The organism is Bacillus massilinigeriensis, from assembly GCF_900111815.1.
GTDB classification, from domain to species: Bacteria; Bacillota; Bacilli; order Bacillales; family Cytobacillaceae; genus Mesobacillus_C; species Mesobacillus_C mediterraneensis.
Map to the genome: position 1 here is coordinate 733,129 of NZ_LT630004.1, position 25,153 is coordinate 758,281.

At 40.8% G+C, this 25,153-nt stretch carries 30 protein-coding genes and 1 riboswitch; of the genes, 15 read left to right on the forward strand and 15 right to left on the reverse strand.

Annotation, left to right across the window (positions count from 1 at the left end; genetic code table 11):
• Positions 1–3: 3 nt before the first annotated feature.
• Together BQ5796_RS03960 and BQ5796_RS03965 are read right to left on the reverse strand one after the other, a co-directional pair.
• The gene (locus BQ5796_RS03960; RefSeq protein WP_071459037.1) at positions 4–1,149 is read right to left on the reverse strand and encodes a histidine kinase N-terminal domain-containing protein; all 1,146 of its coding nucleotides are present in this window, start codon (positions 1,147–1,149) and stop codon (positions 4–6) included.
• 103 nt (positions 1,150–1,252) lie between these two features.
• Positions 1,253–2,134, reverse strand: coding sequence for a cation diffusion facilitator family transporter (locus BQ5796_RS03965; protein ID WP_071459038.1), 882 nt, complete (start codon positions 2,132–2,134; stop codon positions 1,253–1,255).
• 211 nt (positions 2,135–2,345) lie between these two features.
• Positions 2,346–2,451: riboswitch (TPP riboswitch) on the forward strand.
• Positions 2,452–2,542: 91 nt separating this feature from the next.
• On the opposite strand from BQ5796_RS03965, the gene thiT reads away from it, so the two are divergent.
• The 7 genes from thiT to BQ5796_RS18645 all read left to right on the forward strand — a co-directional run bounded on the left by thiT (position 2,543) and on the right by BQ5796_RS18645 (position 8,153).
• On the forward strand, positions 2,543–3,112 hold the full coding sequence (gene thiT, locus BQ5796_RS03970) for an energy-coupled thiamine transporter ThiT (RefSeq protein ID WP_071459039.1): 570 nt from the start codon (positions 2,543–2,545) through the stop codon (positions 3,110–3,112).
• A 142-nt stretch (positions 3,113–3,254) separates the two neighbouring features.
• The gene (locus BQ5796_RS18380; protein ID WP_234969297.1) at positions 3,255–3,533 is read left to right on the forward strand and encodes a cysteine peptidase family C39 domain-containing protein; all 279 of its coding nucleotides are present in this window, start codon (positions 3,255–3,257) and stop codon (positions 3,531–3,533) included.
• Positions 3,478–5,166 carry a peptidase domain-containing ABC transporter gene (locus BQ5796_RS03975; protein ID WP_234969298.1) on the forward strand — a complete coding sequence of 563 codons (1,689 nt, stop codon included), beginning with the start codon at positions 3,478–3,480 and terminating at the stop codon, positions 5,164–5,166. The genes BQ5796_RS18380 and BQ5796_RS03975 overlap by 56 nt, the downstream gene beginning before the upstream one ends.
• The gene (locus BQ5796_RS03980) at positions 5,159–5,635 is read left to right on the forward strand and encodes an AraC family transcriptional regulator (protein WP_071459040.1); all 477 of its coding nucleotides are present in this window, start codon (positions 5,159–5,161) and stop codon (positions 5,633–5,635) included. Before BQ5796_RS03975 ends, BQ5796_RS03980 begins: the two co-directional genes overlap by 8 nt.
• Before the next feature lie 154 nt (positions 5,636–5,789).
• Positions 5,790–6,890 carry a beta-barrel domain-containing protein gene (locus tag BQ5796_RS03985; protein ID WP_159430978.1) on the forward strand — a complete coding sequence of 367 codons (1,101 nt, stop codon included), beginning with the start codon at positions 5,790–5,792 and terminating at the stop codon, positions 6,888–6,890.
• A gap of 35 nt (positions 6,891–6,925) precedes the next feature.
• Complete coding sequence (locus BQ5796_RS03990) at positions 6,926–7,705, forward strand: hypothetical protein (protein WP_071459042.1); 780 nt, start codon at positions 6,926–6,928, stop codon at positions 7,703–7,705.
• Positions 7,706–7,778: 73 nt separating this feature from the next.
• Positions 7,779–8,153 (forward strand): hypothetical protein, encoded by a 375-nt coding sequence (locus BQ5796_RS18645; protein WP_071459043.1) that lies wholly within the window; start codon positions 7,779–7,781, stop codon positions 8,151–8,153.
• 96 nt (positions 8,154–8,249) lie between these two features.
• Here the strand turns inward: BQ5796_RS18645 and BQ5796_RS18810 are convergent, their stop codons facing one another.
• The 3 genes from BQ5796_RS18810 to BQ5796_RS04005 form a co-directional block, all read right to left on the reverse strand.
• A complete protein-coding gene (locus BQ5796_RS18810; protein WP_428839313.1) occupies positions 8,250–8,666 on the reverse strand; it encodes a transposase in 417 nt (138 codons plus the stop codon).
• Complete coding sequence (locus BQ5796_RS18390; protein WP_234969299.1) at positions 8,569–8,769, reverse strand: hypothetical protein; 201 nt, start codon at positions 8,767–8,769, stop codon at positions 8,569–8,571. Before BQ5796_RS18390 ends, BQ5796_RS18810 begins: the two co-directional genes overlap by 98 nt.
• Positions 8,770–8,897: 128 nt before the next feature.
• Positions 8,898–9,098, reverse strand: a complete 201-nt coding sequence (locus BQ5796_RS04005; protein WP_071459045.1) for a hypothetical protein — start codon at positions 9,096–9,098, stop codon at positions 8,898–8,900.
• 571 nt (positions 9,099–9,669) lie between these two features.
• On the opposite strand from BQ5796_RS04005, the gene BQ5796_RS04015 reads away from it, so the two are divergent.
• The 3 genes from BQ5796_RS04015 to BQ5796_RS04025 are packed head-to-tail and all read left to right on the forward strand — an operon-like array spanning position 9,670 to position 12,073.
• Positions 9,670–9,894: a FeoA family protein gene (locus BQ5796_RS04015; protein WP_071459047.1), complete on the forward strand. Its 225-nt coding sequence runs from the start codon at positions 9,670–9,672 to the stop codon at positions 9,892–9,894.
• A complete protein-coding gene (feoB, locus tag BQ5796_RS04020; protein WP_071459048.1) occupies positions 9,895–11,901 on the forward strand; it encodes a ferrous iron transport protein B in 2,007 nt (668 codons plus the stop codon).
• A 19-nt stretch (positions 11,902–11,920) separates the two neighbouring features.
• Positions 11,921–12,073, forward strand: coding sequence for a FeoB-associated Cys-rich membrane protein (locus BQ5796_RS04025; protein WP_071461136.1), 153 nt, complete (start codon positions 11,921–11,923; stop codon positions 12,071–12,073).
• Between the two features lie 78 nt (positions 12,074–12,151).
• Here the strand turns inward: BQ5796_RS04025 and BQ5796_RS04030 are convergent, their stop codons facing one another.
• Both BQ5796_RS04030 and BQ5796_RS04035 read right to left on the reverse strand, forming a co-directional pair.
• The gene (locus BQ5796_RS04030; protein WP_234969368.1) at positions 12,152–12,667 is read right to left on the reverse strand and encodes a universal stress protein; all 516 of its coding nucleotides are present in this window, start codon (positions 12,665–12,667) and stop codon (positions 12,152–12,154) included.
• A gap of 248 nt (positions 12,668–12,915) precedes the next feature.
• Positions 12,916–13,239 carry an HPr family phosphocarrier protein gene (locus BQ5796_RS04035; RefSeq protein ID WP_071459050.1) on the reverse strand — a complete coding sequence of 108 codons (324 nt, stop codon included), beginning with the start codon at positions 13,237–13,239 and terminating at the stop codon, positions 12,916–12,918.
• Between the two features lie 504 nt (positions 13,240–13,743).
• On the opposite strand from BQ5796_RS04035, the gene fumC reads away from it, so the two are divergent.
• The gene (fumC, locus tag BQ5796_RS04040) at positions 13,744–15,111 is read left to right on the forward strand and encodes a class II fumarate hydratase (protein ID WP_071459051.1); all 1,368 of its coding nucleotides are present in this window, start codon (positions 13,744–13,746) and stop codon (positions 15,109–15,111) included.
• A gap of 56 nt (positions 15,112–15,167) precedes the next feature.
• On the opposite strand, the gene BQ5796_RS04045 is transcribed toward fumC, so the two are convergent.
• On the reverse strand, positions 15,168–15,371 hold the full coding sequence (locus BQ5796_RS04045) for an alpha/beta-type small acid-soluble spore protein (protein ID WP_071459052.1): 204 nt from the start codon (positions 15,369–15,371) through the stop codon (positions 15,168–15,170).
• Between the two features lie 231 nt (positions 15,372–15,602).
• Between BQ5796_RS04045 and BQ5796_RS04050 the strand changes: the two genes are divergently transcribed.
• The gene (locus BQ5796_RS04050; RefSeq protein WP_346190277.1) at positions 15,603–15,866 is read left to right on the forward strand and encodes a hypothetical protein; all 264 of its coding nucleotides are present in this window, start codon (positions 15,603–15,605) and stop codon (positions 15,864–15,866) included.
• A gap of 71 nt (positions 15,867–15,937) precedes the next feature.
• Here the strand turns inward: BQ5796_RS04050 and BQ5796_RS04055 are convergent, their stop codons facing one another.
• Complete coding sequence (locus tag BQ5796_RS04055; protein ID WP_071459053.1) at positions 15,938–17,038, reverse strand: ABC transporter ATP-binding protein; 1,101 nt, start codon at positions 17,036–17,038, stop codon at positions 15,938–15,940.
• Between the two features lie 117 nt (positions 17,039–17,155).
• Positions 17,156–18,043: a PucR family transcriptional regulator gene (locus tag BQ5796_RS04060; RefSeq protein ID WP_071459054.1), complete on the reverse strand. Its 888-nt coding sequence runs from the start codon at positions 18,041–18,043 to the stop codon at positions 17,156–17,158.
• Between the two features lie 162 nt (positions 18,044–18,205).
• On the opposite strand from BQ5796_RS04060, the gene BQ5796_RS04065 reads away from it, so the two are divergent.
• Positions 18,206–18,466 carry a metal-sensitive transcriptional regulator gene (locus tag BQ5796_RS04065; RefSeq protein ID WP_071459055.1) on the forward strand — a complete coding sequence of 87 codons (261 nt, stop codon included), beginning with the start codon at positions 18,206–18,208 and terminating at the stop codon, positions 18,464–18,466.
• A 23-nt stretch (positions 18,467–18,489) separates the two neighbouring features.
• On the opposite strand, the gene BQ5796_RS04070 is transcribed toward BQ5796_RS04065, so the two are convergent.
• From BQ5796_RS04070 to BQ5796_RS04090, 5 genes are read right to left on the reverse strand one after another with little or no spacing between them, the layout of a single operon-like run.
• A complete protein-coding gene (locus BQ5796_RS04070) occupies positions 18,490–18,702 on the reverse strand; it encodes a YheE family protein (protein ID WP_071459056.1) in 213 nt (70 codons plus the stop codon).
• 48 nt (positions 18,703–18,750) lie between these two features.
• Complete coding sequence (locus tag BQ5796_RS04075; protein ID WP_074033890.1) at positions 18,751–19,929, reverse strand: YheC/YheD family protein; 1,179 nt, start codon at positions 19,927–19,929, stop codon at positions 18,751–18,753.
• Positions 19,926–21,287 (reverse strand): YheC/YheD family endospore coat-associated protein, encoded by a 1,362-nt coding sequence (locus BQ5796_RS04080; RefSeq protein WP_071459057.1) that lies wholly within the window; start codon positions 21,285–21,287, stop codon positions 19,926–19,928. The genes BQ5796_RS04075 and BQ5796_RS04080 overlap by 4 nt, the downstream gene beginning before the upstream one ends.
• Positions 21,256–22,365, reverse strand: a complete 1,110-nt coding sequence (locus BQ5796_RS04085) for a YheC/YheD family endospore coat-associated protein (RefSeq protein WP_071459058.1) — start codon at positions 22,363–22,365, stop codon at positions 21,256–21,258. The genes BQ5796_RS04080 and BQ5796_RS04085 overlap by 32 nt, the downstream gene beginning before the upstream one ends.
• 1 nt (position 22,366) lies before the next feature.
• A complete protein-coding gene (locus BQ5796_RS04090) occupies positions 22,367–23,482 on the reverse strand; it encodes a YheC/YheD family endospore coat-associated protein (RefSeq protein WP_071459059.1) in 1,116 nt (371 codons plus the stop codon).
• Between the two features lie 158 nt (positions 23,483–23,640).
• Here BQ5796_RS04090 and BQ5796_RS04095 point away from each other — a divergent pair, with 158 nt between their 5' ends.
• Together BQ5796_RS04095 and BQ5796_RS04100 are read left to right on the forward strand one after the other, a co-directional pair.
• Positions 23,641–23,997, forward strand: coding sequence for a YlbF/YmcA family competence regulator (locus BQ5796_RS04095; protein WP_071459060.1), 357 nt, complete (start codon positions 23,641–23,643; stop codon positions 23,995–23,997).
• Positions 23,998–24,170: 173 nt separating this feature from the next.
• Positions 24,171–25,043 (forward strand): Cof-type HAD-IIB family hydrolase, encoded by an 873-nt coding sequence (locus BQ5796_RS04100; protein WP_071459061.1) that lies wholly within the window; start codon positions 24,171–24,173, stop codon positions 25,041–25,043.
• The last annotated feature ends 110 nt before the right edge of the window (positions 25,044–25,153 follow it).

Here is a 25,153-nt window from a genome sequence, read left to right on the forward strand (position 1 = left end):
ATTTTAATTCTGCGGGCTTTTTTCTTCGGCGGAAGCAACCGGGAGTAGAATGATGAACTCAGTTTTATCATGCTCTGAGGTACACGCTAAAATTCCTTTATGCTTTTCGATAATTTCCCTGCAGACGAACAGACCAAGACCAGTCCCGAGTTTCTTTGTCGTGACAAAAGGCTCAAAGATTGATTTTAAGAGATGCTCCGGTATGGCAGGTCCGTTGTTGGAGATTTCCACTTTGATATGGGTATCATTTACCATCTTTCCTTTGATTTCGATTTTCGGATCATCTCGATACTGGCTCAGTACATCGATGGCATTAAAAACAATATTGATCAGCACTTGGCGTATTTCATCTGCATATCCAAACAATTCCATTTCCTTTGGCATTTCCTTGACAACTTTCACTTTTGTATCGAGGATACTTGGATATAAAAAGACAAGTATTTCTTCGATCATCTTATTAAGAGAAAAATGCGATTTTTCCTTTCCAATCAGTTCTTTTTTTGATAAAAGAAGGAACTGTGATATCCGGAAATTGAGCTGTTCCAGTTCGTTTGAAATAATATCAAGATATTTCATATTAGGATGATCAGATTTCAATAACTGAATAAATCCCTGTATAGATGTAAGCGGATTCCTAAATTCATGGATGAAGCTTGATGTCATCTGACCAAGAAGTGTAAGCCTGTCTTTATGGGTGGAGTCTATAAATTGATTCTTCTCTTCAATGATTTTATTTTTTTGTTCGTTATAGTAAGAGACAGCGTAGTATAGGAAATGATCGAAGCAGTAGTTAATTCTGTCAATAGAATCCTGCAGCTCGTCCCATGCAACTACGAGTTTGTATAAGTTTCTATAAACAATGGACCTGCCAAGATTCACATTGTATACGAAATCTCCAATATTGATATTTGCCTGAACTCGCTCTTCACCTACTTCAAAGGCTAGTTTTTGAATCTGCTTTTCCAGTTCGTTGTCTGGCTTTGTAATAAGTCCTAGAATCATCCGAAACATTCCTGACGCATTATCGATAATTTTCTCTTTGAAAGGGTCCTCAGATTCAATAATGATATTTTTATGCCATTCTGACATAATGCTGTCCTTTTCTCTCTCTAGAAACTCTACTAGCTTTGTTTTTACGACTGCTTCCATTTTCTCGTTCCCCCACTTCGCCTTGTATGTTACTTATTCTGTAAAAAAGAGAAAATTCCTTTGTCGAAATACTAGGAAGAAGGATACAAAAATGAAAAAATTATCAATTCTTCGAAAAACGTCTAAACGGTTCAATATGAATAGTGGCGCTGTACACATTACATTCTCGTTTCAGAACTTCTTCAATGCGGTCCGCAATTTCATGGCTCTCATATACTGTCAGCTGGGGATCAACAAGAATGGTGGCCTCCACTAGTATAGAATTTCCTTGCATCCTTGCCTTGATATCCGTCGCTTCTTCTACACCAGGAGCACTGATTACTTTTGTCTTGATATCCTCCATTGTCGTTATATCAAAGCCATCTGTAAGGGTATGGGTTGCGTCATAGAAAATGGACCAGGCGGTTTTGCAGATGATAAGTCCTACGATAATCGCTGCAAGTGTATCAAGGTAATCCACACCAAGTTTTGTTCCAACAATTCCTGCAAATGCCCCAATACTGACGAGTGCATCCGAGCGGTTATCATAGGCAACTGCCTTGATACTCGAACTATTTATTTTATTTCCGAGTGAAAGATTGTACCGATAGACACCGTACATGGCTGCAGCACATGATAAGGCAATCCATGCTGAAAGCCAGCCAAGTGTCTCGTTTGAAGGATCAACAAATGACTTAATTCCATCTGCGATGACTTGTAAACCTACAGACGCCATGATAAAAGCAGCAACAAGCGATGCAATGGATTCTGCCCGATAATGGCCGTATAAATGGTCTTTGTCCGCAGGTTTTTGTGCGATTTTTAATCCGATCAAGACTGCGATAGAAGCAATAATGTCAGTAGAGTTATTAAGACCGTCAGCCCAAAGCCCTTCGGAGTTACTTATTTTTCCAGCTGTAAGTTTGACAGCTGCAAGGATGATATATGTAATGATGCTGATCCAAGCACCCTTTTCACCTGCTTTAATTTGTTCCATTCTTTCCATAAGCGAATTCCTCCGTATTTTCATTACATAACAACTCTATCAAATGCAAGTTTGGTGGGTCTACAGCAACATTGTGCGACGAGGGAAGGAAAGTTGGAAACCTCCAACTTTATTGTTTCTTCTTCTGTCCTGCCGGTTTGTGTTCTTTTATCTTTTTTATTGTTGTCACCCTGTTAAATTAGTAGTATATTCAGTAAGGCATAACTTTAATAAGAACCACAGGGGGAGCTGCTGCGGCAGCTGAGAGTGAGCGAATGAGTTCAGACCCTTCGAACCTGTTAGATAATGCTAACGCAGGAATGTGGATACGATGAAAGGCAATCCGTATCCCAATTTCGGATTGCCTTCTTGCATCTGCAAAGGGATTGGGCTTTATCCTCATTCTATAAGAGAAAGGGGAACTTTACATTGGACAGAAAGCGCACGTTATTTCTCATTGAGGTGGCAGTTTGTGCCGCACTTGCGTACTTACTTGATCTTGTTTCTGGATTTATCTTTTCAAGGCTTTGGCCACAGGGAGGAAATGTTTCCATTGCCATGGTTCCGGTCATTCTCATGGCTATCCGCTGGGGATTAAAAGGCGGATTGTTGACCGGTTTCTTGTTTGGTTTGCTTCAGATTGCTATTGGAATGCCGCAAGTGTACCATCCTGTTCAGGGCTTTATTGATTATTTTTTGGCTTTTACGGTGGTAGGCAGTGCAGGGATATTCTCCAAGCAAATAAAGGAATCTTTCCAACAGGGAAATAAGAAACGACAAATATCACTGATAACGGCAGCAACCTTTATTGGAGGAGGGCTCCGTTTTCTTGCCCACTTTTTTACAGGCTGGATCTTTTTCGGATCGTACGCCCCAAAGGGTACTCCCGCGGTATTATATTCAATTGTCTATAATGCAACGTATATGGTTCCAAGCATTATCCTCAGCATTATTTTTGTATACCTTGTTATCCAATCATCACCAAGAAGAATGCTATAGGAAAAGGCTGTTCAAAAGGTAGATACTATTTGCCTTTTGAACAGTTTTTTGTTTTTTAGAAGTCAATTGAAAGAATGTATTTATTTAATATCCTGAGTCCAGAAATGTTTCCCTGTGACAATTTAAATCATATCCCTGTACAATGCAGCATGATGCATCGGATTGTGCGGCCGCTGCCATTTCGACAGTTTTGCAAACATATAAAATTGAATATTCCATCATGAAAATCAGGGAGATCATTGGGACTGATGCCTATGGAACCAGTGTGAAAGGAATAGTGGATGGATTGGAGAGACTTCACTTCAATGTGAAAGCGATCCGAACGACCGCTTTTGAAATCACGAGAGATATGACGTTACCTATTCATGTTGAGTGCAATAGGAATTCTATTAAGTCTGTTTCCAAAAATACTGATGGATGAGATTATTCCGTATCAATTAAAGAATAGTCTTTATATTTTTTTACTAGTATTTGGTTTAGTAACGTTATTCCAAAATGTATTAACGGCTTTTCGACAGCATATCTTATTGTATTTATCGCGTAAGATTGATATTCCCCTTCAACTGGGTTACTACAATCATATTATACACCCACCTTACCAATTCTTTGTTAACCGTAGGGTAGGGGACATCATAACCCGTTTTCAGGATGCCATGACAATTAAGGATATTTTCACTACAGTGTCCATATCTTTAGTGATGGACGTCATGTTAGCTTCTATAACAGGGTTTGTCTTATGGAAAATCAATCCCACGTTATTTGGCATCTTGGTAATTATGGTCGTCATTAATATTCTTTTAATTTACTTTTTTAAAAGGCCATACAAAAAATTAAACTATGAACAAATGGAAGCAGGCGCAGCGTTCAACTCCCATCTTATAGAATCCATAAAAAATATCGAAACGGTGAAATCACAAAATGATGAAAAAGCAAAAATACATAAACTTGAAGAGAAATTTGTCCATTCATTGAAGATTGATTACCGGGAAGGTGTAATCAGTAACGTTCAAGGATCGGTTTCAAACTTTATAGGCTCATTGGGGAATTTAGTGTTTATGGCCATCGGTGCCGTCAGTATCATGGACGGGAACATGACGATTGGGGATTTATTGGTCTTTCAAACACTCAGTTCGTATTTCACTGAACCGGTTCAAAATCTGGTATCTCTTCAATTGACTTTCCAGGAAGCTCAAATTGCCATGAAAAGGCTAAGTGAGCTTATGACCCTTAATCGTGAAGATCATAAGAAAGATTCCATTAAAGATATTGATCTCAAAGGGGAAATTATCTTTCGGGACATCACCTTTGCTTACGGATCGAGGGCTCCTGTCATAAAAAACTTCACCCTGGATATTCCAGCAGGCTCCCGCGTTGCGTTTGTTGGTGAGAGTGGTGCAGGGAAAAGTACGATCACCCGCTTATTGTTAAAGTTCATGAGTGCCAAAGAAGGAAAAATCTCTATCAATCATTATGATATCGAGGATATTGATCAACATTATCTACGAAGGAAAATAGCCTATATTCCGCAGAATATTGAGCTTTTTACAGGTACCATACTGGATAATCTCAAGATCGGTAACGCAAATGCAACCTACGAGGAAATGGTATCAGCCTGTAAAAAGTCCGGTGCTCATCCATTTATTGAAAAACTTCAAAATAGATATGGGACGTTTGTAGAGGAGTCAGGCAGTAATTTCTCCGGGGGAGAGAGGCAAAGGTTGGCCATTGCCAGAGCACTGCTCTCTAATCCCGACATCTATATCTTTGATGAGGCAACATCCAATTTGGATTCGTTTAGTGAACACAAAATACAAGAATTACTTTTCGGAGAGACCCGGGATAAAACTGTCATGATCATTGCCCACCGTTTGTCGACCATAGTTGAGTGTGATGTCATTTGCTTCATTGAAAAGGGTGAGATTATCGAAAAGGGGACACACGAAGAGTTAATGGCTCTGAATGGCAGGTATGCTGAACTATACCGATTACAACATGGTGGGAACGCAACTCCTACTGTGAACATTCCAAATCAGGAGGAAATGGAGTATGTCTAAATTAGAAGTGAAGGAAAACAAAAGATTACGATTAAAAAACGTCATTATATTTGAAATTCGAAATATTGAGTTGGACCAATTGGAAGGGCATGTTCAGAAATTCGTTAACTATACCCAAGTATTAAATGTCCAGATGTTCGGTCCCCTGATTACCAGAATGGTAGGGTCGAACATACAACAAGATGGATCCGTCAAGTATGACTATGATGTCATGATTCAGGCACATGACTTTTTACAGTATAAAGAAAAGTTCAAGGTAAAGAGTGAATACCATTGTGACCACTGTCTATATGTTCGGTATGCAGGAAAACCGGAACATTTGCCTTTCGCCCATTCGAAAATGGAACTATTCTTATTCGAAAATGATCTGGATTCCAATGGCGAGATCTATAATGTGTTTGTCTCAAATTCTCCGGAAGAAATTATTGTAGATATATTCAGGCCGGTACTCCAGCATGCAACTTTATAGTAAAAGCGACCTGAAGGATTCCAGAATATTTTTTGATAAGACTCCTCCCAATTTTCTAAAGATTTTTATTCTCATTACTTTAGGAGTACTTGTCTTCACCACCTATATCTCAACGGTTCTGGTTAAACCTTACTTTGTAAAGGCAGAGGGCACAGTGATTTCCAAAGATGATCAGTTCATTTCGACTCAATTAAATGGGCAGATCGTAACCATCAATAAACAGGAGGGGGAGGCCGTTTCTAAAGGGGAAGTTCTCTTTACGATATCAAGCGGCCAGGAAGGGTTGCAACAAAAGACACTTCAATCCCAAATTGATGAATTAAATGAAAAAAAGAAGGTTCTCGACCAATTTGAACAATCATTGGATGAACAAAGGAACCTTATGAAGGATTCAGGAGTTGAACAAGAATATTATGGTAAGATTGAATATTTCTTGCTTCAAGTCCGTACAGACCAATTTGAAAAATCCAATTTAAACAGTCAAATAGAGAAAAAGAACCAAAAGAAAGATGAACTTCTTGATGATCTCGACCTTTTAAAGCAAGATCTGAGAAAAACGGATCCAGCAAGTGATGTCTTTCCCTCTGATGAACTGAAAGGAAAGATTGAGGCGAAGGAAAGCGAAATAGAAGGGATCACTGAAGAAATAAGTCAATTTGAACAGCAGCAGAAGAATCCGACTTCGCAGTCTAAGCAGGTTTTGTCCCAGTTGAAGAGTGAGCTCGGTTCTGCCAGATCATCCATTCAATCAAAGCTCGTTGAATTAAAAGCGCAGATAGCACTTTATTCGGGTCAGGAATCTGCATTAACCATCACTTCTAACAAGAATGGAGTGGTCCATTACTTAGTTCCAATGAAACTAGGAATGACCATTCAGGCAAACCAGGTCATCGCCCAAGTGTCCAATGGTACCGATGAACTTCAGGTTGAAGCATTTATTGACTCACGTGATATTTCCATGATTAATGTTGGGGATACAGTAAAACTTTCGATACAGGGAGTCAACATACAAAAATATGGAACGGCTGAAGGCGAAATATCTTCCATAGATACCGGTACACTGACGCAGGAGACGAGTGAAGGAAATCTTGTTTTCTATAAATGTGGCATTTCCCTCAAGAAAACAGAACTTGTAGCACGTGACGGCAATGAAGTGAAGATCATTCATTCCATGCCTGTGGAGGCCAAGGTTATTTATAACAAAGAGACTTATTCTAATTGGGTTTTGAAGATGTTGAATCTTAAAAGGCTTTAAAAAATCGATACATTTCTCAGAATGAGAGGGATCTTATGAAAATCTTGTCAAAATTGCACATCGCCTTTTATATTAGTTTGCTTATTTACATTTGTTTGATTCCTAATCACTCTACTGATTCTAATATAGTGAAAGTGCTATTCACGTTGGTTACCCTCGGGTTATTTATTGGAATAACAGCTGTGCTTTCAGTGGTAACCTTCAATAATGCCTTTTCTACAGAGAAGAAATACGCCTATGCCATTGTGTTCCTTCTTCTATTAAATGTCGTCCTTTATTTGCCGCTTGGGCATTCATTGTATGAAAGAACCGGAAGCCTCGTTTTACTGATTAGTATGATGGCAGCCTTTTTTATCCTCACCAACCTATTCATGTATAAAATGATAAATTCCCTGTTGGAGAAAGGTTTTGATTACTCAGGAGAACTAAGACAATTCCTTAGAATGGGAGATTCATTGAAAGGTACGCCATTGATGAAAGTGGTGAACCGATTGGATTATTTTTTTTACGCCTACTGTATTGCAGTCTTTATTGCCGAGGATTTATTTCTGTTCACGGCAGTTGTGATTGGAATATTACTATTTTCCATTAAGCCTTTGAAAGAACTGACAAACGAATTTCTTGAAAGCGATTTAATCTCAAAAAAAGAAACGGTATTTGCGGTATCAGCTTATTATGGCTGCTACACCATCTCCATTATTTGGTTTTGGTTTTTCCCTAACCTTTCTGCTCTTCTGATTGGGAGTATAAGTCTATTAACGATAAAAAATTACATTCATCGAGTGGCTAAGGAGAATTACCATCATTCCGCTTAGGATTGATATGCAGACGATATACTGTACTTCGGTACTTTATATACAAAAATGAAAAGAAAGAGGAGGAATTATCGTGGAATTAGTATTACCACAAAAGTATGTAGAGTTAGAGCAAGAGGAAATGCAGTACCTGGACGGAGGTGCGTATTTATCCGCCAGCCAATGTAGAGGGATTGCTGCGAGTATTGCTATGTCCCCTGGTGCCCTTATTGCCGGAGCGACTGGGGCTGCGGTCATTTCTAAAGTGATTCGCTATGCAAAGGGTGTTGGAGGGCCGATGGGATGGATCATCGCGACTGCAGCTGGATATGGAACTGGATTTGTTTCTAAAATAGCTTATGGTATCGGAAAGGGAGCACTTTCTGGTAGAGGGCTTTCAGTTGCATGGTCATGGGATCCGTTCAATTTTGGAACGAAAACGTATATTGGTAAAGCCTCATGGGCTTAATCTAGTGAAAAAGGGCTTTCTGATAAGTGCCTAAAATAAAAGCAGGACCAGGTAAACGGATAGTTTTTCTGGTCCTGCTTTTATAATGGATTCTTCTCAAGGAAAGTAGCCAGGCGGATGCCTGCTACTTTCAGTAGATTGTGGGCCATTGCCACTAGACCAAACTCGTTTGAACTTTATCGAGACCCAGCAATTAAAACCTGGGGAACGATCGATTGCCACACTTTCCCCCTTAACTATTCGTCGAGGGTAAATGGCATGTTGTTCTTTACATTCAAGGGCTGTTTTCGCTTTAGCTTTCATTTCTTCAAACACGGGATTCCAATGAAATTGACAGTTTCCCTTTGCCTTGGTGCATGTTGTTTTGAACGGACACCCGCCGCAATCTTCATAGTCGTACACTTTGTAGCTTTGTTCATAACCGGAAGCGTACTTTTTTATTATATTCCCATTTTTTGGCGTTCTTGATATCCTTCTTGTGCTGACGTGTTTGTTCTTTAAGGTAGCTACCATATGGAATGAGAAAGTTAAACCGATGGTCCTTCGCTTCATCGATCGCATATAAATAGTTTTCTTCACTTCCATACCCCGCATCCGCCAAGATTGTTTTAGACATGGGTAGAGAAGACTTCGCCAATTTGTCCTAATGAGGAATAAAACAACGCGTGTCCGTCGGTCGCTGGTGAATCGAAGTAAAATAAAACGAATGGTTTGTTGAAAGTAGTTCGTTTCCTCCTTAGCTCCTTACGTAACTCTGGATCTTTTTTGGTTGTTTATTTCTTCGATTAGAGAGGTTACGTTCTCCTCCAACCCCTTCGCTATTTCTTCTAGTTTAGATGGAAGTGTTTGGGCTTCGTCTACAGCGCCTGTAGTTTCTTCCGATGCTTCTAACTTGGTTATTTCTTCTATATGGTGGAGGGTTTCTTCGGTTTTTATTTTTAACATCTTTTCAAACTTAGTGGTAGATTTTCCCCATACGAAAAAATACTTATTGGCATCTGCTTCAATCTTCGTGCATCCAAAAAGTAGTTTTCCTCTATTAGTTTAAGAATCATGGCTTTAAATAACTCTTCCATCAATCCCGTTAGCCGTTTTCTCCGAAAGTCATTTAAGGTGCGGAAATCAGGTTGTCGCATTGTGGCCAACCACATCGTCGGGCAGAATCCAGGTTTATCGCAGAAAAAACAGCTTGGAATCGATGGGTAGATTCCAAATCATATTAATCTTGTATACCAAACAGGCTTCCTTGTCTTATAATAGGCATAGGGAGACTTCCTCCAATCTCTATTGTTTTGGTCCTACTTAACAAATTCGAGATTTTGGGGAGGTACTCCTTTTTTGATGCCTAAAAAACCTTGATAGACAAGGGCTCAGATTTATGAAATTCATTCATGTAACTATTTTATGAATTTTTTGCCTAAACTATTGAAAAGTCCTTTGTTTTTAAGTTAAATAAAGATAATGATTCTCAATTAGATGATGTTGTTTGTGACTCTTATAGAAAAGGTGATTTGAGATGCTGGGGGAAATGAAAAAAGGGGAAAAAGCCCTGATAAGAAACATTTCTGGTGCAGATCGGCTCGTGCGGAGAAGGCTCCTTGATTTGGGGATTTCCGAAGGAACGGAAATCTGCATAAAATGCATCCTTCCATTTGGCGGTCCATTGATGTTGGAATCGTGCGGCCAGTGTGTAGGCATTCGACGCAAGGAAGCCTTTCGGATTGAAGTGGAGAGAGTTTAAATGGAGATTGCATTAATAGGTAATCCTAATACAGGTAAAACCTCTCTTTTCAACCAGCTGACTGGGTCTTACGAATATGTAGGGAACTGGAGTGGCGTAACGGTTGAAAAGAAAGTCGGGACAATTAAGAACGGACAGAATCAATTAATCGATCTTCCGGGTGTTTATACGCTTAGTCCGCTCTCAAAAGATGAGGGAGTTGTCACTCGTTTTTTCCTGACAGAATCCTTTGATAGACTGTTGAATATTGTGGATGCGTCACAGCTTAAAAGAAACTTACAGTTAACTGTTCAGCTTCTAGAATTTGGTGCACCAATTGTGATTGGTTTGAATATGGTTGATGTTGCCAGCGGACGGGGCATTAAAATAGATAACAGTAAGCTTTCCAAAAGCTTAGGTATTCCGGTAGAAACAGTCGTAGCAAGAACAGGTAAAGGCTGTGAAAGACTTGCTGAAATGATAACAAAGCGCACAAACTTTCCTTTAAGCAGCTTCAGAGTTGATTACGGTGAGGTGATCGAGCAGGCTGCCGAAAGCCTCGTAAGAGAGATGGATGGAAAAACGCATTTGCCAAAGAGATGGCTTGCAATTCAATTTTTAGAGGGAAATGAATATGTTGCTGATTATCTTCTTACATTAATAGAGAAGGAAAAGCTTGTAGCATTAAAGGAAGAGGCCGAAGCTAACCTTCAAGGTGAAGGACATACTGCATTACTTGACCGGCATATTTACGATAAGCGCAGCGAGGCGATTAATAAGATTGTAGATGGAGCAATAAGCAATGCTTCCGAGAAAAGTGTTCCTCTAACTGACAGGATTGACCGTATTGCTACAAATAAAATCTTAGGGATTCCGTTCTTTTTACTCCTGATGTATTTAATGTTTATGCTGACGTTCGATTGGCTGGGCTTTCCGCTTTCAGATGCGCTTGATGCATTTATAACTGGACCTCTTACCAACCTGATTTCTGTTGGTCTTTCCACGGTGGGTGCTTCTGAATTTATCCGCGCTCTTATCTTGGAAGGCATTGTTGCAGGTGTGGGCGGTGTACTTGTATTTGTACCGCAAATCTTCATTCTGTTCTTTTTCATTTCTTTACTTGAAGATTCAGGTTACATGGCAAGGGTTGCGCTTGTGATGGACAGGATGATGGAAGCGGTCGGATTGAATGGGAAAGCGTTTATTCCAATGATGATTGGTTTTGGCTGCAATGTACCTGGTATCATGGCTGCAAGAACAATCGAGACACCAAAGGAGAGGCTTCTGACTATCCTGCTTACACCGTTGATGTCATGCTCTGCTCGCCTTCCTGTTTATGCTCTTTTTGCCGGCGCATTTTTTGCTGGAAATAAAGCTTTGATTGTCTTAAGTCTATATGTACTTGGTATTGTGGTTTCCCTTATCCTTGCGAAGATTTTTTCCAAGACGATTCTAAAAGGTGAAACATCCCTTTTCGTCATTGAACTTCCTCCATATAGAGTACCCCAATTTCAGGCGCTATGGAGAAGTACATGGGATAAAGGAAAAGGTTTCGTAAAGAAAGCGGGTACCTTTATTTTTGCGGGTTCCGTTTTAATTTGGCTGCTTTCCTACATGGGTCCTGATGGATTAAAAGTTGATATGGATGACAGTTACCTTGCTATTATTGGAGGCATATTCGCGCCAATTCTTGCCCCGATTGGATTTGGAACATGGCAGGCAGGGGCATCTCTGATAACAGGGTTTTTGGCAAAAGAATCTATTATTTCAACAATGAATATCATTTATTTCGTCCCGGATCAATCAACACTGCAAGGTCTCTTATCCCAGTATTACACACCACTGTCAGCATACAGCTTCATGGTGTTTATTCTGCTTTATGTACCATGTCTTGCAACAACCGCTACGATTTACAAAGAAACTAGGTCGCGGCGCTGGACGGTCTTTTCCATAATCTATGCCCTCTTTATTGCTTATCTTATTTCCTTCCTTGTATATCAAGGGGGACGGATTGCAGGGTTATCCTAACAGAGAGGAAAGTGGTAACATGATAGCGAATATCATTATAGGCGGAGGAATATTTGGCTATGCAGGATGGGCGCTTTACCGGTTCATCAATAAGTCAAGGCAGGGAAAATGTGCAGCATGTTCGATAAATGGCGCTTGCAGTTCAAAGCAATGCATTCCTCCAAAAAAATAAGTAAGTAATGGGAGGTGGCCAGTCAAAGGCTACCTCTCATTATTTAATCAGTCAACTCCTGTTTGATCTATATATTGATTACTTAACGACGAGTACAGTGCATGGGGAATTGTCGATCACTTCCTGAATGGTGCTTCCTGTAAAAAATCTTTTAAGGCCAGGTTTTCCTTTTGATTGGCCGAGAATGATGAGATCAGCAGCAGTCCTTTTTGCAACTCTGCATAAGCTATCAGACGGATTTCCGTCCACTATTACATATTCCACATTTTCTCCAAGAGCTGCCAATTCCATTTTTGCATTGCTTAATGCTTGTTCTGCACTGTTTTCTACTTTTTCATGGACAGATTTCTGGGATAATGTCCTGTCAAGTGACAAGGGGGGGATCTGCAGACCATCAACCGTATAGGAACCAATGTTTGGCGGATTGATATTGTTCTCTGCTGGTTCTGTTACCGTCTCTACCTTCTTTTCCTCTGATACATGGACAACAGTAAGCTCTATCTCCGGATTGTCCAATTTAAGCTTTTTTGCTAACTGTAAAGCTTCTTTGCTTTCATTGTTATTATTAAATGCCATGATAACTTTATGAAACATGCCTGCCACTACAATCACTCTCCTATGGCCTTTTCTAAGGTAGATACCCGATTTTCAGCAAGAAGAACCGCAGCAATGGTCTTTTTTATGAAAAAGTTATAATTAGGGTCATTAATCAAAAGTAGGACAAAAAGAAACGGAGCATTGTCAGGCAGGAGACAAAGCAAGTGATAAATACAGTAAACCAAAAAGAGGCCTGCCTAAGCATTGCTATAGCTGGCCCCTTTTTCTTATCCGTTTTATAAGTGTTAAAGCTGGAATGACCCTGGTGTTTCTAGCAGGCGTTTTGTTCCCATGCGTACCACTTCTGCTTCGTTTGTCAGCATAGTTGTCAGCTTTTCAAGTTTCTTTTCTGCATCCGTTCCTTCCACAATAATTTTAAGTGTGGATTGAGGCTCGACTGTCAGTAGGAATGACACGAGTTTTGGCAGGTTCTTTGCAACCACTGTTTTTTGTTTGCTGTATAAATAGGTAGTGCCGTTAATGTTTTTAGCAGCTTGGTGGATATCAAGCATTTTTTTCATTGAAAATTTCTTTTGAACGATTACGTTAGATGACATAATCTCTTTCATATTTGTAAGACTCCTTTTCATTTGTCTTTATTATGGTAATCTTCTTTTACCCGGAAAAAATTTTTTCAAAACTTCTTATTTGAAATGGAAAGAAGCCCAATTTATCTCTTTTGGATAATTTTAGCCATTTTCTATTCTATATAGATGAAACAAAGGAAACGGCTAACGAAGGAGCATCGGTAAGAGGGAACTTTAAATGATGATTATCACATTCATAAAGATAATGTCACAAAAAAGACGAAATTACTTTTGGGGATGCCGTCTCTTCTATGTTAGCTTAATGCTATATGACTTTCTTTAAGGAGGAACGGCAATGGAGCAGTTTTCTGTTACACTAGTAATTGCAAGCATTATGGTTCTCGGTTATTTTATCGGATATACTATTGTGAAGTAAGGAAGCCCACTGCGGACTTCCTTCTTTTTTTGAGCAACTAAATATGAAAACGATTTCAAATGGATTATCCTTGAGGTGAAAAGGATAAACGGGTAGCAGGAGGGATTATTATGACGGAATATCGATTGGAAAAGGATACACTTGGGGAAGTAAAAGTGCCTTCTGAAAAGTATTGGGGTGCCCAAACACAGCGCAGTAAAGAGAATTTCAAAATCGGTGCTGAAAAAATGCCATTAGAGGTGATTTATGCATTTGCACGAATTAAACGTGCTGCGGCAGAGGTGAACCACCGGCTTGGCAAGCTTTCGAGTGAGAAAAAGACAGCGATTGAAAAAGCGTGTGAAGAAATTATTGCTGGAAAGTTCGACAGCCATTTTCCTCTTGTTGTCTGGCAGACAGGAAGCGGGACGCAATCCAATATGAATGTCAATGAGGTAGTGGCACGGAGGGCAAATGAATTTCTAACAAACTCAAACGTCCATCCCAACGATGACGTCAATATGTCACAGAGCTCCAATGATACCTTCCCAACTGCTATGCATATTGCTGCTGCCGTTCAAATACAAAAAAAACTATTGCCTGCACTGAAAAGCTTAAGGCAGACACTGCTGGAAAAAGAACAAACATTTCATGATGTTATTAAAATAGGAAGAACGCATCTCCAAGATGCAACACCTTTGACGTTGGCTCAAGAAATTAGCGGGTGGCGCTCCATGCTGGACAAAGATGAAAGCATGATTAAAGAAGCGGCAAAATATTTAAACGAACTGGCCATCGGCGGTACTGCAGTCGGTACGGGAATTAATGCAGGGAAAGACTTTGGTCCATTAGTGGCAAAAGTCCTCTCAAAGGATTTAAAAATGGAATTCTGCAGTTCGAAAAACAAATTTCAGGCCCTGACGTCTCATGATGAAGTGGTCCATGTACATGGTGCGTTAAAAGCACTTGCAGCCGACTTGATGAAAATAGCAAACGATATACGTTGGCTTGCAAGTGGTCCAAGAAGTGGAATTGGCGAAATAACGATTACAGCCAATGAGCCTGGAAGCTCTATTATGCCGGGTAAAGTAAATCCGACGCAAAGTGAAGCGCTCACAATGGTGTGTTGCCAAGTTTTTGGGAATGATACGACAATTGGATTTGCCGCAAGCCAAGGGAATTTTGAACTAAATGTTTTTAAACCTGTCATCATTCATAATCTTCTTCAAAGCATTAATCTTCTGGCAGACAGCATGGATTCATTTAACAAAAACTGTGTTACTGGCATTGAAGCCGACAGAGAAACGATAAGCCGTAATTTAGAAACATCATTAATGCTCGTAACGGCTTTAAATTCCCATATAGGATACGAAAAAGCAGCGGAAATTGCCAAGTTAGCATATAAAGAAAATTTGACGTTGAAAGATGCTGCAATTAATACGGGATATTTAACTGATGAAGAATACGAGCAATGGGTGAAGCCGGAGAAAATGATTTAATAAAAAGCCCCCTTGCTAAAAAGGGGGCTTAGCCATTTCTATTCTTTTGTTAAATGTTAACGCTGGAAACCGCCCAGTTGCTGTTGAGCCATGCTCACAAGGCGTTTTGTGATTTCTCCACCTACAGAGCCGTTAGCTCGGGAAGTAGTTTCAGCTCCAAGGTTTACTCCGAACTCTTGAGCAATCTCATATTTCATTTGATCAAGAGCTTGTTCAACACCAGGAACCAACAATTGATTAGAGTTATTACTTCTAGCCATTAGTTTTTCCTCCTTTGTGTTTTTCTAGTTGTTTGGGCCAATCTGGATTCGAACCAATGCGGCAAATGCCGCTGCAGCCTGCAAGGCCCATATTTGGAGTATTACTGCTGTACTAAGTATTATGGTTTTTTTAAAAAAAGTTATACGGATCGTTAATATGGGAATTCATTCCTTGGTCTGATTTGATTTATGCATAAGAGAGTAACGCTTGCGGACAATAAGAGGGAAAGAGTGAGAGGAAGGATGGGAGAAATGTCTATGTGCCCGCTATGTAATGGTTTTCAAAAAATAAGCATTCCATGTTCAAATTGTGGTACCAGCATGGTGAACAGCGGGAGAGAAGCGGAATACTATGATGATTACAGTCCCTATATGCCAATAGATATGATGAAAATGGAAGACGGATTCCCTCGGAATGAGAGGGAGGGAAAGTGCCCGCATCTGTTTATTTGCCGGAACTGCGGTGCGGCTGAAGTAAAACTTATTAAAGAATGATGCATTACCATTCCACAAGCAAAAAAGGCTGTTGGAATGCCCAACAGCCAACAGCCTTTTTGTCACTTCTATTATGGTCGGATTCTCACTTCGGTTTCTGAGTCGAAGAAGTGAGCTTTGTTCATATCAAATGCGAGCTCAAGAGTTTCCCCTGGCTTGATGTCAGTACGGGAATCTACTCTTGCAACAATATCCTGGCCCTCGACCGTTGTGTACACCATTGTTTCTGCACCGAGAAGTTCTGCGACATCAACGTGTAATTTCACTGCAGTGCCTTTGGATGCTTCGATAAATAACGGTTCATCGTGCAAGTCTTCTGGACGGATTCCCATGATAATATCTTTGCCATCATACCCTTTGCTGCGAAGCACTTTCAATTTGCCTTCAGGTACAGCAATGCTAGTTGCACCTGTTACAAATTTGCCATTTGCCAGTTTCCCTGTAAGGAAATTCATCGACGGAGAACCAATAAAGCCGCCAACAAAGACATTTTCAGGATTCTCATAAACATCCTTAGGAGCACCAACCTGTTGAATGATGCCGTCTTTCATGACGACAAGGCGTGTCGCCATTGTCATAGCTTCTGTCTGGTCGTGAGTTACATAGATTGTAGTTGTATTAAGCCTGCGATGAAGCTTTGCGATTTCTGCTCTCATCTGAACTCGAAGCTTCGCATCAAGGTTAGATAGAGGCTCGTCCATAAGGAATACCTTTGCATCCCTTACAATTGCCCTTCCGAGTGCAACCCGCTGACGCTGACCACCAGAAAGTGCCTTTGGTTTTCGGTCAAGATAAGCTTCAAGACCAAGAATTTTAGCTGCATCCTTCACACGGCTGTCGATTTCTTCCTTCGGGAATTTACGCAGCTTCAGGCCAAATGCCATGTTGTCATAAACGGACATATGCGGATACAGTGCATAGTTTTGGAAAACCATTGCAATATCGCGGTCTTTTGGAGGTATGTCATTCACGCGTTTTCCGTCAATATAGAAGTCGCCTTTGGATATTTCTTCAAGACCGGCAATCATTCTAAGGGTGGTAGATTTACCGCATCCAGACGGGCCAACGAATACGATGAACTCTTTATCCTGGATATGCAGGTTGAAATCGCTGACAGCAGTGACGTTGTTATCATAAATTTTATAAATGTTTTCTAGTTTCAGTTCTGCCATAATTTATCTCTCCTAGCGTCAAGTTCATTTACTAACATTAGTTTATGAAAATAACGCTATTTTTACATCGGCAAACTGCACAAAATTGACCTTTTACGCTTTAGGCAATTTGCTGACTTAGCGGACAAGCAGACAGCCAAGATAAATGGTAAAGCTGCTGTTAAAGTCTTTTAGACTGATTCCTGTTCTGTCAGAGAATTTTTCAAGCCGGTATTGCAGTGTGTTGCGATGAATATACAGCTTCTTTGCTGCAAGCGAAACGTTGGAACCGCTTTGCAGAAAGACAAGAAGGGTTTTTCTCATTTCCGGGTCTTCTTCAAAAATGTTGGTAAAAATTCCACTTACAATTTGTTTCAAACCTTGCGGCAAGTTGTCCGCTACGGCTGCTGGAACAGCTTTTTCAAGGGAAAATACACGCTCGTCTGGATGGTGGCGAAGTGCAGTGTGAAAAAGGTCGCGCTCCAGTAAAAATAGTGATTTTAACGAAGGCGAGTGCTTATGTACTTTACCTGCAAAGAGAAAGGTTTTTACATAAAAATCATTCTCAAGAGCAGTTGCAATGGAGTACAATTCTTCTTCTGCATTAAATAGAAAATCAGCTGCTTCCACAATGACCGCATGCTGCCTGTCAATCCAAATGACAGTAGCACCCTGAAAAAATGCCTCCAGCGCACAGCAGAATTCATTGCTGTCAAAAGAAGATTTCGTATAAATCTGGATGATCCGTGTATTGTCCGTAACACTGCGAGGAAGAGGCCCATCGCTGAAAAGGTACTCAAGCCAAGCTTTCGCTGTTTCACTTTTGCCATGTTGCCAATTGTTTTCTACAATCTCAAAAAGACTCTTGAGCAATTCGTACTGCCCCTCTTGGAGTTCTTCCTTTGGTATACCGAGCCATTGAGTTCCTTTTTTTTCTCTTAACCACAGGACTGAATCTAGAAGGGGATGGGGGAGAGAATCCGATATCATACTGTTTTGGAAATGTTGGTGGAGTTTATTGATCATGGCAATCCTCTTTTTAATTTGATATGTGGTTCAACTTATTTTATTATTATAGCAGTAAAGATTGCTATGATACGACTGCGCATTTTGTCCGCTTGCAGATAATAGCGCGAATCGGGATGCAGATATATACTATTTCTGGCATTTTGAAAGGGGTGTTGAATGATGGATTATACACCGGAGATGAAAAATCGCTTGAAACGCTTGGAAGGCCAGGTCAGAGGAGTCATTCGCATGATGGAAGAAGAAAATCATTGCAAGGATGTTGTAACGCAATTGTCCGCTGTCCGTTCGGCTGTAGATCGGGCAATTGGATTTATCGTTGCAAAAAACCTGGAATCATGTATAAGGGAAGCGAATGAAGAAGGCAAAAATGCCGAGGATGCAATACAAGAAGCTGTTAATATGATTGTAAAAAGCAGGTAGGCGCCGAGATGATTGGCGCCTTTTTAATTGTCATAAACGTGGAAAAGCATTAGTTCATGGATTTGTGATTTCAAAAGCTCTTCAGTTTCTGCACAAGGAGCAGGAGAGTTCCAAAATATTTTCCCATCTGACTGATAGATGCCAGTATACTTGACCCTTTTAAAATAATAAGAAAAATTCCAGCCGGGTAATTCGTTATTTTCGTAAAGCGGCGTGAATTGAAAATGTTGTATCATGGTATTCCCCTCCCACTCCCATTGTACAGGGAATGGCGGAGGAAATCATCAGAAACCAGCTCTTTTGAAAAGGAGTCGAGTAAGAAGTTCCACTCTTTTCTGTTCTATTTCCGTTTCATCGAAAATCATCGGCTTTGAATTGATCTCAAAAATGACATACTCACCATGAACAGATAGTCCTGCATCCATTGAAAATTCACCAAAATAACCGAATTCTGCAGCAAGAAGTTTTCCTGCCTCTTGAACCGCTTTTTCAAAAAAACGGTCATGCTCTCTAGTCCTGATTGGTTCATAAGGGAAAAGAATCCCGCCGTTTGGAATATGAGTAGTAAGGTTTTGCTTTTGTGAGAGTCTAATGCCGACGCCCGTAACAATGTATCCTTTAGGGCCGTCGACGGCATGTACGCGGAAGTCATATCTTCTTCCATTTAGAAGGGATGGTGATACCTCCTGCTGTGCGATGTAACCGGAATCGAGGAACCTGGTGCTGTTTTGCTCCCAGAAGGCATGGAAAGACTGATATTTTGTGCTTCCATTGTGGCTCAGCATTTCAATGGCTCGATTGCAAAGACGTAAGGCATACATATCTTTGCCTCGTGAAGATAGCCGTTTTTTTAAGTAGACACGGCTGTTTTCTTCAAGGAAGCTCTCTAAGTCTTCTTTCTTGCTGACATTTATCGTTTTTGGCATGGTAGTGGCGAGAAAGGTATTTTTTTGAAAAGCATTGTACAATTCCAGCTTGTCGATAAAGGATGGGTTGAAGAAGGGAACTCTCCACTCGTCGAGGATTTCTTTTGCACAGCGAAAAACATTCGTCTTTTCCTCGGATGGGCATGGAATACGGTTGTACACAACATTAGGCAGCGGTGCTTTAACCTTTGCCCATTTACCGTCCATATAGATATATCCCGTGATTCCATGCTGGGCGACAGCCGGGGGAGTGAATACAATCGATAACCCATGTTGACGCACTGCTTCATGATGAATGGAAATGAACATCGGTGAATTACCTGGAATACTTTTGCCCTCCTGCCCGGCGGTCATGATACCAATCAATGGACCTGCTGATCTTTTCTCTTCATCGAAGCAAATCTCGAAGGATAGGTTTTTCCCGCGCGGAGTTGTCACAAAGGGCAGTCTTGAAGATATTGCTCCAAAAAATACATCTCCCTTTGCAGCATCCTGATGGTACCAGCCTTCCTGCCATGGATCGTAGTAGATTTTCATTGAAAAAGTTCCTCGGGATGCAGAATTGCTTTTTCCGCAAGGTAAATTCCGTATAAAAGCGATAATCTCCTTGTAAGGATATCGAATTCTTTTAAAGCTGGATTTTTAAAAATGGATCTTCCAGGTTTTGAATTGGCTTCAAACATCCAAACTTTCCCTTCCTTGTCAATTCCGAAGTCAAAACCGATTTCCCCTATAAAGCCCTCCATATTCCTTTCCAGTGCCTTGCTTAGTGTTAAAGCAGCATGGGACAGTGCTTCTTCATGCTTTCTTCTTTCATCCTCTAACTCAAAAAGCTCACCAAGTGGTTTGACCTCACCACCGTTATTTACATGGGTAGTCGGACTTCCAAGACCACCGATTTTTGCAGCAATTGCTGCTACCACCCATTTGCCCTCGCCATCTTTGTTTGTATGGACGCGAAAATCAATAAGTCTGTTTTCACGGCGCAGCATCGAGATCCCTTGCTGCACAAGCATTCTTGGAAGAGTACGACCGTTGAATACTTTTTCGCAAAGCGACTCCAAGCTATCGAATTTCAGCAGTTTGTTCTTTCCATCTGATTCATTCCGGAAACGGCAGCAGTAAGTTCCGTCCTGTTTGTTGTAAATAATCTGCCGGATACCGTTGCCGAGGCTACCATTCATTGGTTTAACATAAATATGGCCATAGGAAGATAGCATTCGTTCCATAAGAGCAAATGAGGAAAAAGGATGGGTCTCAGGCAGGAATGCAGCTGCCGATTGTTCCTGAAAGAGCCTCTCATAAACTTCCATCTTACTGAAGAAGCCAGGATTGTAAAATGGAATGAGATAATCGGTTTCAAAGCGGCGTTTTAAATCCTTATGAACAGTGTCTTTTTCTGCTTTTCTGTTAGGAAGCCTGTCATAGATGACATTAGGAAAGGGAACTTCCATTCTAGTCCACTCCGAATTAATGATGGTGTAGCAATTGATTGTACCCTGTTCCCAATCGATATGTTCCTTGCCGAAAACAAACGCGAAAACTCCAGCCTCCCTGCTTGAGGAAAGGAGCTTGTAAAAGAAAGAGGATCTCTCTCCTACGGGTCTTGTCGGGAATGGAGTGAACCCCGATGTCAGGACTCCAATCAAAGGACCGATGTACAAGGTGCCCTTATCGAGGAAAGAATAAAGCTGCATGATCCCAGAGGGATAATTCAACTGGTTTGCTATATCATTGCCTATCATAATTCTTGTTCCGTCGTAAGGAAGAATAGCTGTATCCACCACTCTGTTTCCAAAGCTGATTCGTCTAGCTTTTTCTGTCAGCAGTACTCTCGGACAATACACTTTACTTTTTGCTAGGTCATTCGTCTCGAGCCGATAACGTTTTTTCAAGGCCATTCTCCTTTCTCTTTTTCTGATCGACAAGAAGCCTTCCATAGGCAAGCGGAGCTTTGTATAGTGCATCTTTTATCTCTTCGTTTGTTATTTCCACTACTTTTCTTCCGGGTTTAGAATTCACATCTAGAATCCAGAGAGATAAATCCTTTCCTACACCGATATCAATACCAAGTTCAAATAACGGGAGAAAGCTGTCTTCCAAGATTTTGGTTAAGGAAGAAACTAGTAAATCCATTTCGGAAGAAAGGAAGTTTCTTGAAAATGGGGAGAGGTCTTTCTCCCATTCTCTGAAATTTTGAATGCTTCCGCCTGCTGCTAGATTAGAAAGAATTCCATTGTCTCTGCCTGTACGAATTGCTCGGCCGCGTTCCCTCCAGCGGCCATACTCATCTTTTTGCAGGAATATCCTTATGTCCATAGGGCGATTCCTATTGTCTGTCAGCACCAGGAAGGGTTGCATAAGATAGGGTCTTGAGATGATATGTTTCTCAATCCATTGCTCCGCTGCATGTCGATTTGGAAAGGTGGATTGCAGGAACCCTTCTCTTGTATCTGCTGACACGGTTATTGCTTCTTTTTTTTCTTCCAATGTGACAATACCGGAGCCTGCATGGCCAAATATTGGTTTTAGGATGATTTTTTTGTTTTTTGACAGAAAAGAAAGAACACCGTACGCGGTATCCGATTTTTTCGTTTCCGGAACGTAAGGCCGAAGAGAGGATACTGCTAGTGCCTTATAAAGCGACCATTTTCCGGGTAAACCGTTACCGAGAAAAAGCGTACTGTTAAGGTTTTTCAGCCATTTGACAATCGCTAAATTCCGTTTTGAATGATGGTCACCGATGTAAATGCAGCGATCATAAAGGATTTCAGGTATTGGAAAATCCGCTTGTATCCATTCTTGGCGCTGCACATCAAATAATTCTCCGGCTGCCCGATTGGTAATAGGATCAATATTGGAGGGAATGAACCGGTAACATTCCATCCCAAATAACGAGGAACGCGTTGCAATTTCAGTGAAATATTGATTTTCACTTCCGGGCTGAAGGGAAAGAATGCCGAATGTTATCATGCTACCACCTCGTTTTTTTGTATAGGCCTCTTGAACATTCAATAATTGATTTAGCAGATGGTCTTATTCTTGTGTCGTTCATCGGAAAGTTTTTGGAGGGTTTGCTATTCGTTTCTATTAACCATATCTCTCCTGCCACATCTACACCGATATCGACGCCTAGCTCTCCAAATGTGCCTGAACAATGCTCTGAGATTATTTCTGAAACAGCAATCGCAAATTTTTTCATATTGTTATAGATGGTTGTGGATTTTTCCCTGCCGAATAAAGGAAGGAGAACTTTTATTGGCTTTTCGGTTTTTCCCCCTCTAGACAAATTGGAGGTTATATCACCTTCACCTGCAATTCTCGCAATAATAGAAGTTGTCTTCCAGATGAGGGAGGAATCTATATGGCAAAGTACACGAAAGTCAATTGGTTTCCCATTTTGCGTGATCAAAGGAATTCCTCTTTGGATAATGAAAATTTCTCTTCCAAGGAGGGAAGGGAGAATGTTCGCTGCTTCCTTAACAGTGGGAAAAATTCTTTCTTTCTCGTTTGGGAATGCCGAAAAATCAGCGATGATGTTATCCTCGTTGCTTGTCAGCCGGATGATTTTTTTCCCTAAACTCCCATGAATCGGTTTAAGGTAAACTGTTTTTCCCGAGCACATCATCCGAGAAAGCGCTTCGGGGGAGTATAGAGAGGTTTCCGGCAAATGGGATTCTAAGCCTTCGTGTTTGGACAGAAGCTGGTGGACCTCCCATTTATGAAGAAAATGGCTATTGAAAATAACAATATCCTGATGGGCAGCAAGTTTGAGAAATTTCGAAAACTTCTTCCCAGTTTCCGTTTTTCGCGAGTAGAGACGGTTATAGACAATATCTGGATAAGGGAGTAATTCTTTCGCCCATTGCCTATTCTCTAAGCGGTAACCATTGATGCCATCATCGGCAATACCGTCAAGAGTGAAAACGTATAGCAGGATTCCAGCATCTATTGCATGCAGGCTAAGTTCGATGCAGAACGAGTGCAAATTGCCGAAATTGGGAGAGCTTTGGTCACCGCCTTTTACTTGGACGAGAACAGCGATGATTGGAAGTTTTTCCTCATTGTCTGATTGTACTTCGGACTTCATGCTCATTCCTCATTCTTTTTGGTTTTTGTCATTCTTTTCTGGGCTGCTGCCATATAGTATGAAAGATGCTCGGCGGGGGTGCACCATTCACTCCTCGCTTTTGAAGGAATAGTCTGGTATAGTTTAGTGGAATTTCGAGTGGAAAAGGAGTGGTACCAATGGCAGTAAATTTATACGATTCTGCAAATGAAATGGGTAAAGCAATCCGTGAAAGCGCTGAATTTACCAGCTTAAAACGGCTTTTTGATGAAGTAAACAATGATGAGAGCGCTCGGCAGACCTTTGAAGATTTCCGTAACATCCAAATGCATCTTCAGCAAAAACAAATGACGGGACAGGAAATTACGGAACAGGAAGTGCAACAGGCTCAGCAATTGGTGGCAGTTGTCCAGTCTCATCCAAAGATTTCGGAACTCATGAAGGCTGAACAGCATCTCAGCATGGTAATCGCTGAATTGAACCAGATCATCATGAAGCCGCTTGAAGAACTGTATGGTAATCCTCAACAACAATAATATTTAAAAAAGCCTCAGGCATTTGGTTGGACTACTGAAATCTTTTGCAGCAGCCTCCATATGACGGAGGCTTTTTGTATGTGGAGATAGCAGGAAGGACTTGTTCTAATCTTTATGCAAGCAACATAAAAGTGAGGTAGGGGGAAAAACATCAAAGAAAAGGGGGCAGTGCCATGATCTACCGTCTTCTCGCCTTAAATGTCGATGGTACCATTCTTCAGCCGAATGGCAGGATCCATAAAACGACACGCGAGGCTATATCGTATGTACAGCAAAAAGGCGTCTATGTAACCCTTGTAACAGCGAGAAGCTTTCCTTCCGCAAAAAAAATCGCAAGGGCTTTAAAAATAGATTCCCTGCTTGTTACTCATCAAGGAGCCACCGTCAGTGGAGGAAAAGCAGAGGAGCCTCTTTCGGCTAAAAAAATGTCAGGGGAGGTCACATACGAGGTAATCCGGTTTTTAGAAGGTTTCCCGTGTCAAATCAGAATTGTACATGATCAATTTTCTCTAGCGAACAAGTATAAATTGAATCATAATCTCCTAGCAAGGACTGTGTTTACAACAGGTGATCCACTGTTTTATTCCCAGCAGTTCGTAGATTCTATCAGTGAAACAATTGTCAATGAACCTGTTGCTGCTCCGAAAATCGAAGTTTATTTTGAATATGAAGATGATTTAGAGGATGCCTCGAAAGCGCTGCAGTCAATGTTTTCGGAGATATCCCTGACGAGACTGAATTCTCTCAGGCTCGATATCATTCCCGAAGGTGTTTCAAAGTTAGATGGCTTGCTTACTCTTAGTGACCATCTTGGCGTTTCCTTGCAGGAAATGGTTTCGATTGGTGATGGAATGGATGACATTGAAATGATTAAGGCATGCGGCCTTGGAGTCGCAATGGGAAATGCACCAGTGGAAGTGAAAAAAGCAGCAGACTGGGTGACAAGATCTAATACTCAGCAAGGAGTTGCCTATATGGTGAGAGAGCATTTTCGAAAACAGCATCCAATTTCTTTCCTTAGAAAGATGAATATCATCAAGAACTAAATGCAGACCCTCTCCTTTTAGTGGAGAGGGTCTTTGCTGTCTGCTTTTTCATAGTGTTGACCTTGCAAAAGACATTCTGTAAACTGAATACAGCATAAATGAAAAGGTGA

Bases quoted from the DNA above. Each gene is read 5' to 3' on its own strand.
- BQ5796_RS03960 (WP_071459037.1), bottom strand. From the start codon at position 1,149: ATGGAAGCAGTCGTAAAAACAAAGCTAGTAGAGTTTCTAGAGAGAGAA.
- BQ5796_RS03965 (WP_071459038.1), bottom strand. From the start codon at position 2,134: ATGGAAAGAATGGAACAAATTAAAGCAGGTGAAAAGGGTGCTTGGATC.
- BQ5796_RS18380 (WP_234969297.1), top strand. From the start codon at position 3,255: ATGCAGCATGATGCATCGGATTGTGCGGCCGCTGCCATTTCGACAGTT.
- BQ5796_RS03975 (WP_234969298.1), top strand. From the start codon at position 3,478: ATGTTGAGTGCAATAGGAATTCTATTAAGTCTGTTTCCAAAAATACTG.
- BQ5796_RS03980 (WP_071459040.1), top strand. From the start codon at position 5,159: ATGTCTAAATTAGAAGTGAAGGAAAACAAAAGATTACGATTAAAAAAC.
- BQ5796_RS03990 (WP_071459042.1), top strand. From the start codon at position 6,926: ATGAAAATCTTGTCAAAATTGCACATCGCCTTTTATATTAGTTTGCTT.
- BQ5796_RS18810 (WP_428839313.1), bottom strand. From the start codon at position 8,666: ATGGTAGCTACCTTAAAGAACAAACACGTCAGCACAAGAAGGATATCA.
- BQ5796_RS18390 (WP_234969299.1), bottom strand. From the start codon at position 8,769: ATGTCTAAAACAATCTTGGCGGATGCGGGGTATGGAAGTGAAGAAAAC.
- BQ5796_RS04005 (WP_071459045.1), bottom strand. From the start codon at position 9,098: ATGTTAAAAATAAAAACCGAAGAAACCCTCCACCATATAGAAGAAATA.
- BQ5796_RS04015 (WP_071459047.1), top strand. From the start codon at position 9,670: ATGCTGGGGGAAATGAAAAAAGGGGAAAAAGCCCTGATAAGAAACATT.
- feoB (WP_071459048.1), top strand. From the start codon at position 9,895: ATGGAGATTGCATTAATAGGTAATCCTAATACAGGTAAAACCTCTCTT.
- BQ5796_RS04025 (WP_071461136.1), top strand. From the start codon at position 11,921: ATGATAGCGAATATCATTATAGGCGGAGGAATATTTGGCTATGCAGGA.
- BQ5796_RS04030 (WP_234969368.1), bottom strand. From the start codon at position 12,667: ATGTTTCATAAAGTTATCATGGCATTTAATAATAACAATGAAAGCAAA.
- BQ5796_RS04035 (WP_071459050.1), bottom strand. From the start codon at position 13,239: ATGAAAGAGATTATGTCATCTAACGTAATCGTTCAAAAGAAATTTTCA.
- fumC (WP_071459051.1), top strand. From the start codon at position 13,744: ATGACGGAATATCGATTGGAAAAGGATACACTTGGGGAAGTAAAAGTG.
- BQ5796_RS04045 (WP_071459052.1), bottom strand. From the start codon at position 15,371: ATGGCTAGAAGTAATAACTCTAATCAATTGTTGGTTCCTGGTGTTGAA.
- BQ5796_RS04055 (WP_071459053.1), bottom strand. From the start codon at position 17,038: ATGGCAGAACTGAAACTAGAAAACATTTATAAAATTTATGATAACAAC.
- BQ5796_RS04060 (WP_071459054.1), bottom strand. From the start codon at position 18,043: ATGATCAATAAACTCCACCAACATTTCCAAAACAGTATGATATCGGAT.
- BQ5796_RS04065 (WP_071459055.1), top strand. From the start codon at position 18,206: ATGGATTATACACCGGAGATGAAAAATCGCTTGAAACGCTTGGAAGGC.
- BQ5796_RS04070 (WP_071459056.1), bottom strand. From the start codon at position 18,702: ATGATACAACATTTTCAATTCACGCCGCTTTACGAAAATAACGAATTA.
- BQ5796_RS04075 (WP_074033890.1), bottom strand. From the start codon at position 19,929: ATGAAAATCTACTACGATCCATGGCAGGAAGGCTGGTACCATCAGGAT.
- BQ5796_RS04085 (WP_071459058.1), bottom strand. From the start codon at position 22,365: ATGATAACATTCGGCATTCTTTCCCTTCAGCCCGGAAGTGAAAATCAA.
- BQ5796_RS04090 (WP_071459059.1), bottom strand. From the start codon at position 23,482: ATGAAGTCCGAAGTACAATCAGACAATGAGGAAAAACTTCCAATCATC.
- BQ5796_RS04095 (WP_071459060.1), top strand. From the start codon at position 23,641: ATGGCAGTAAATTTATACGATTCTGCAAATGAAATGGGTAAAGCAATC.
- BQ5796_RS04100 (WP_071459061.1), top strand. From the start codon at position 24,171: ATGATCTACCGTCTTCTCGCCTTAAATGTCGATGGTACCATTCTTCAG.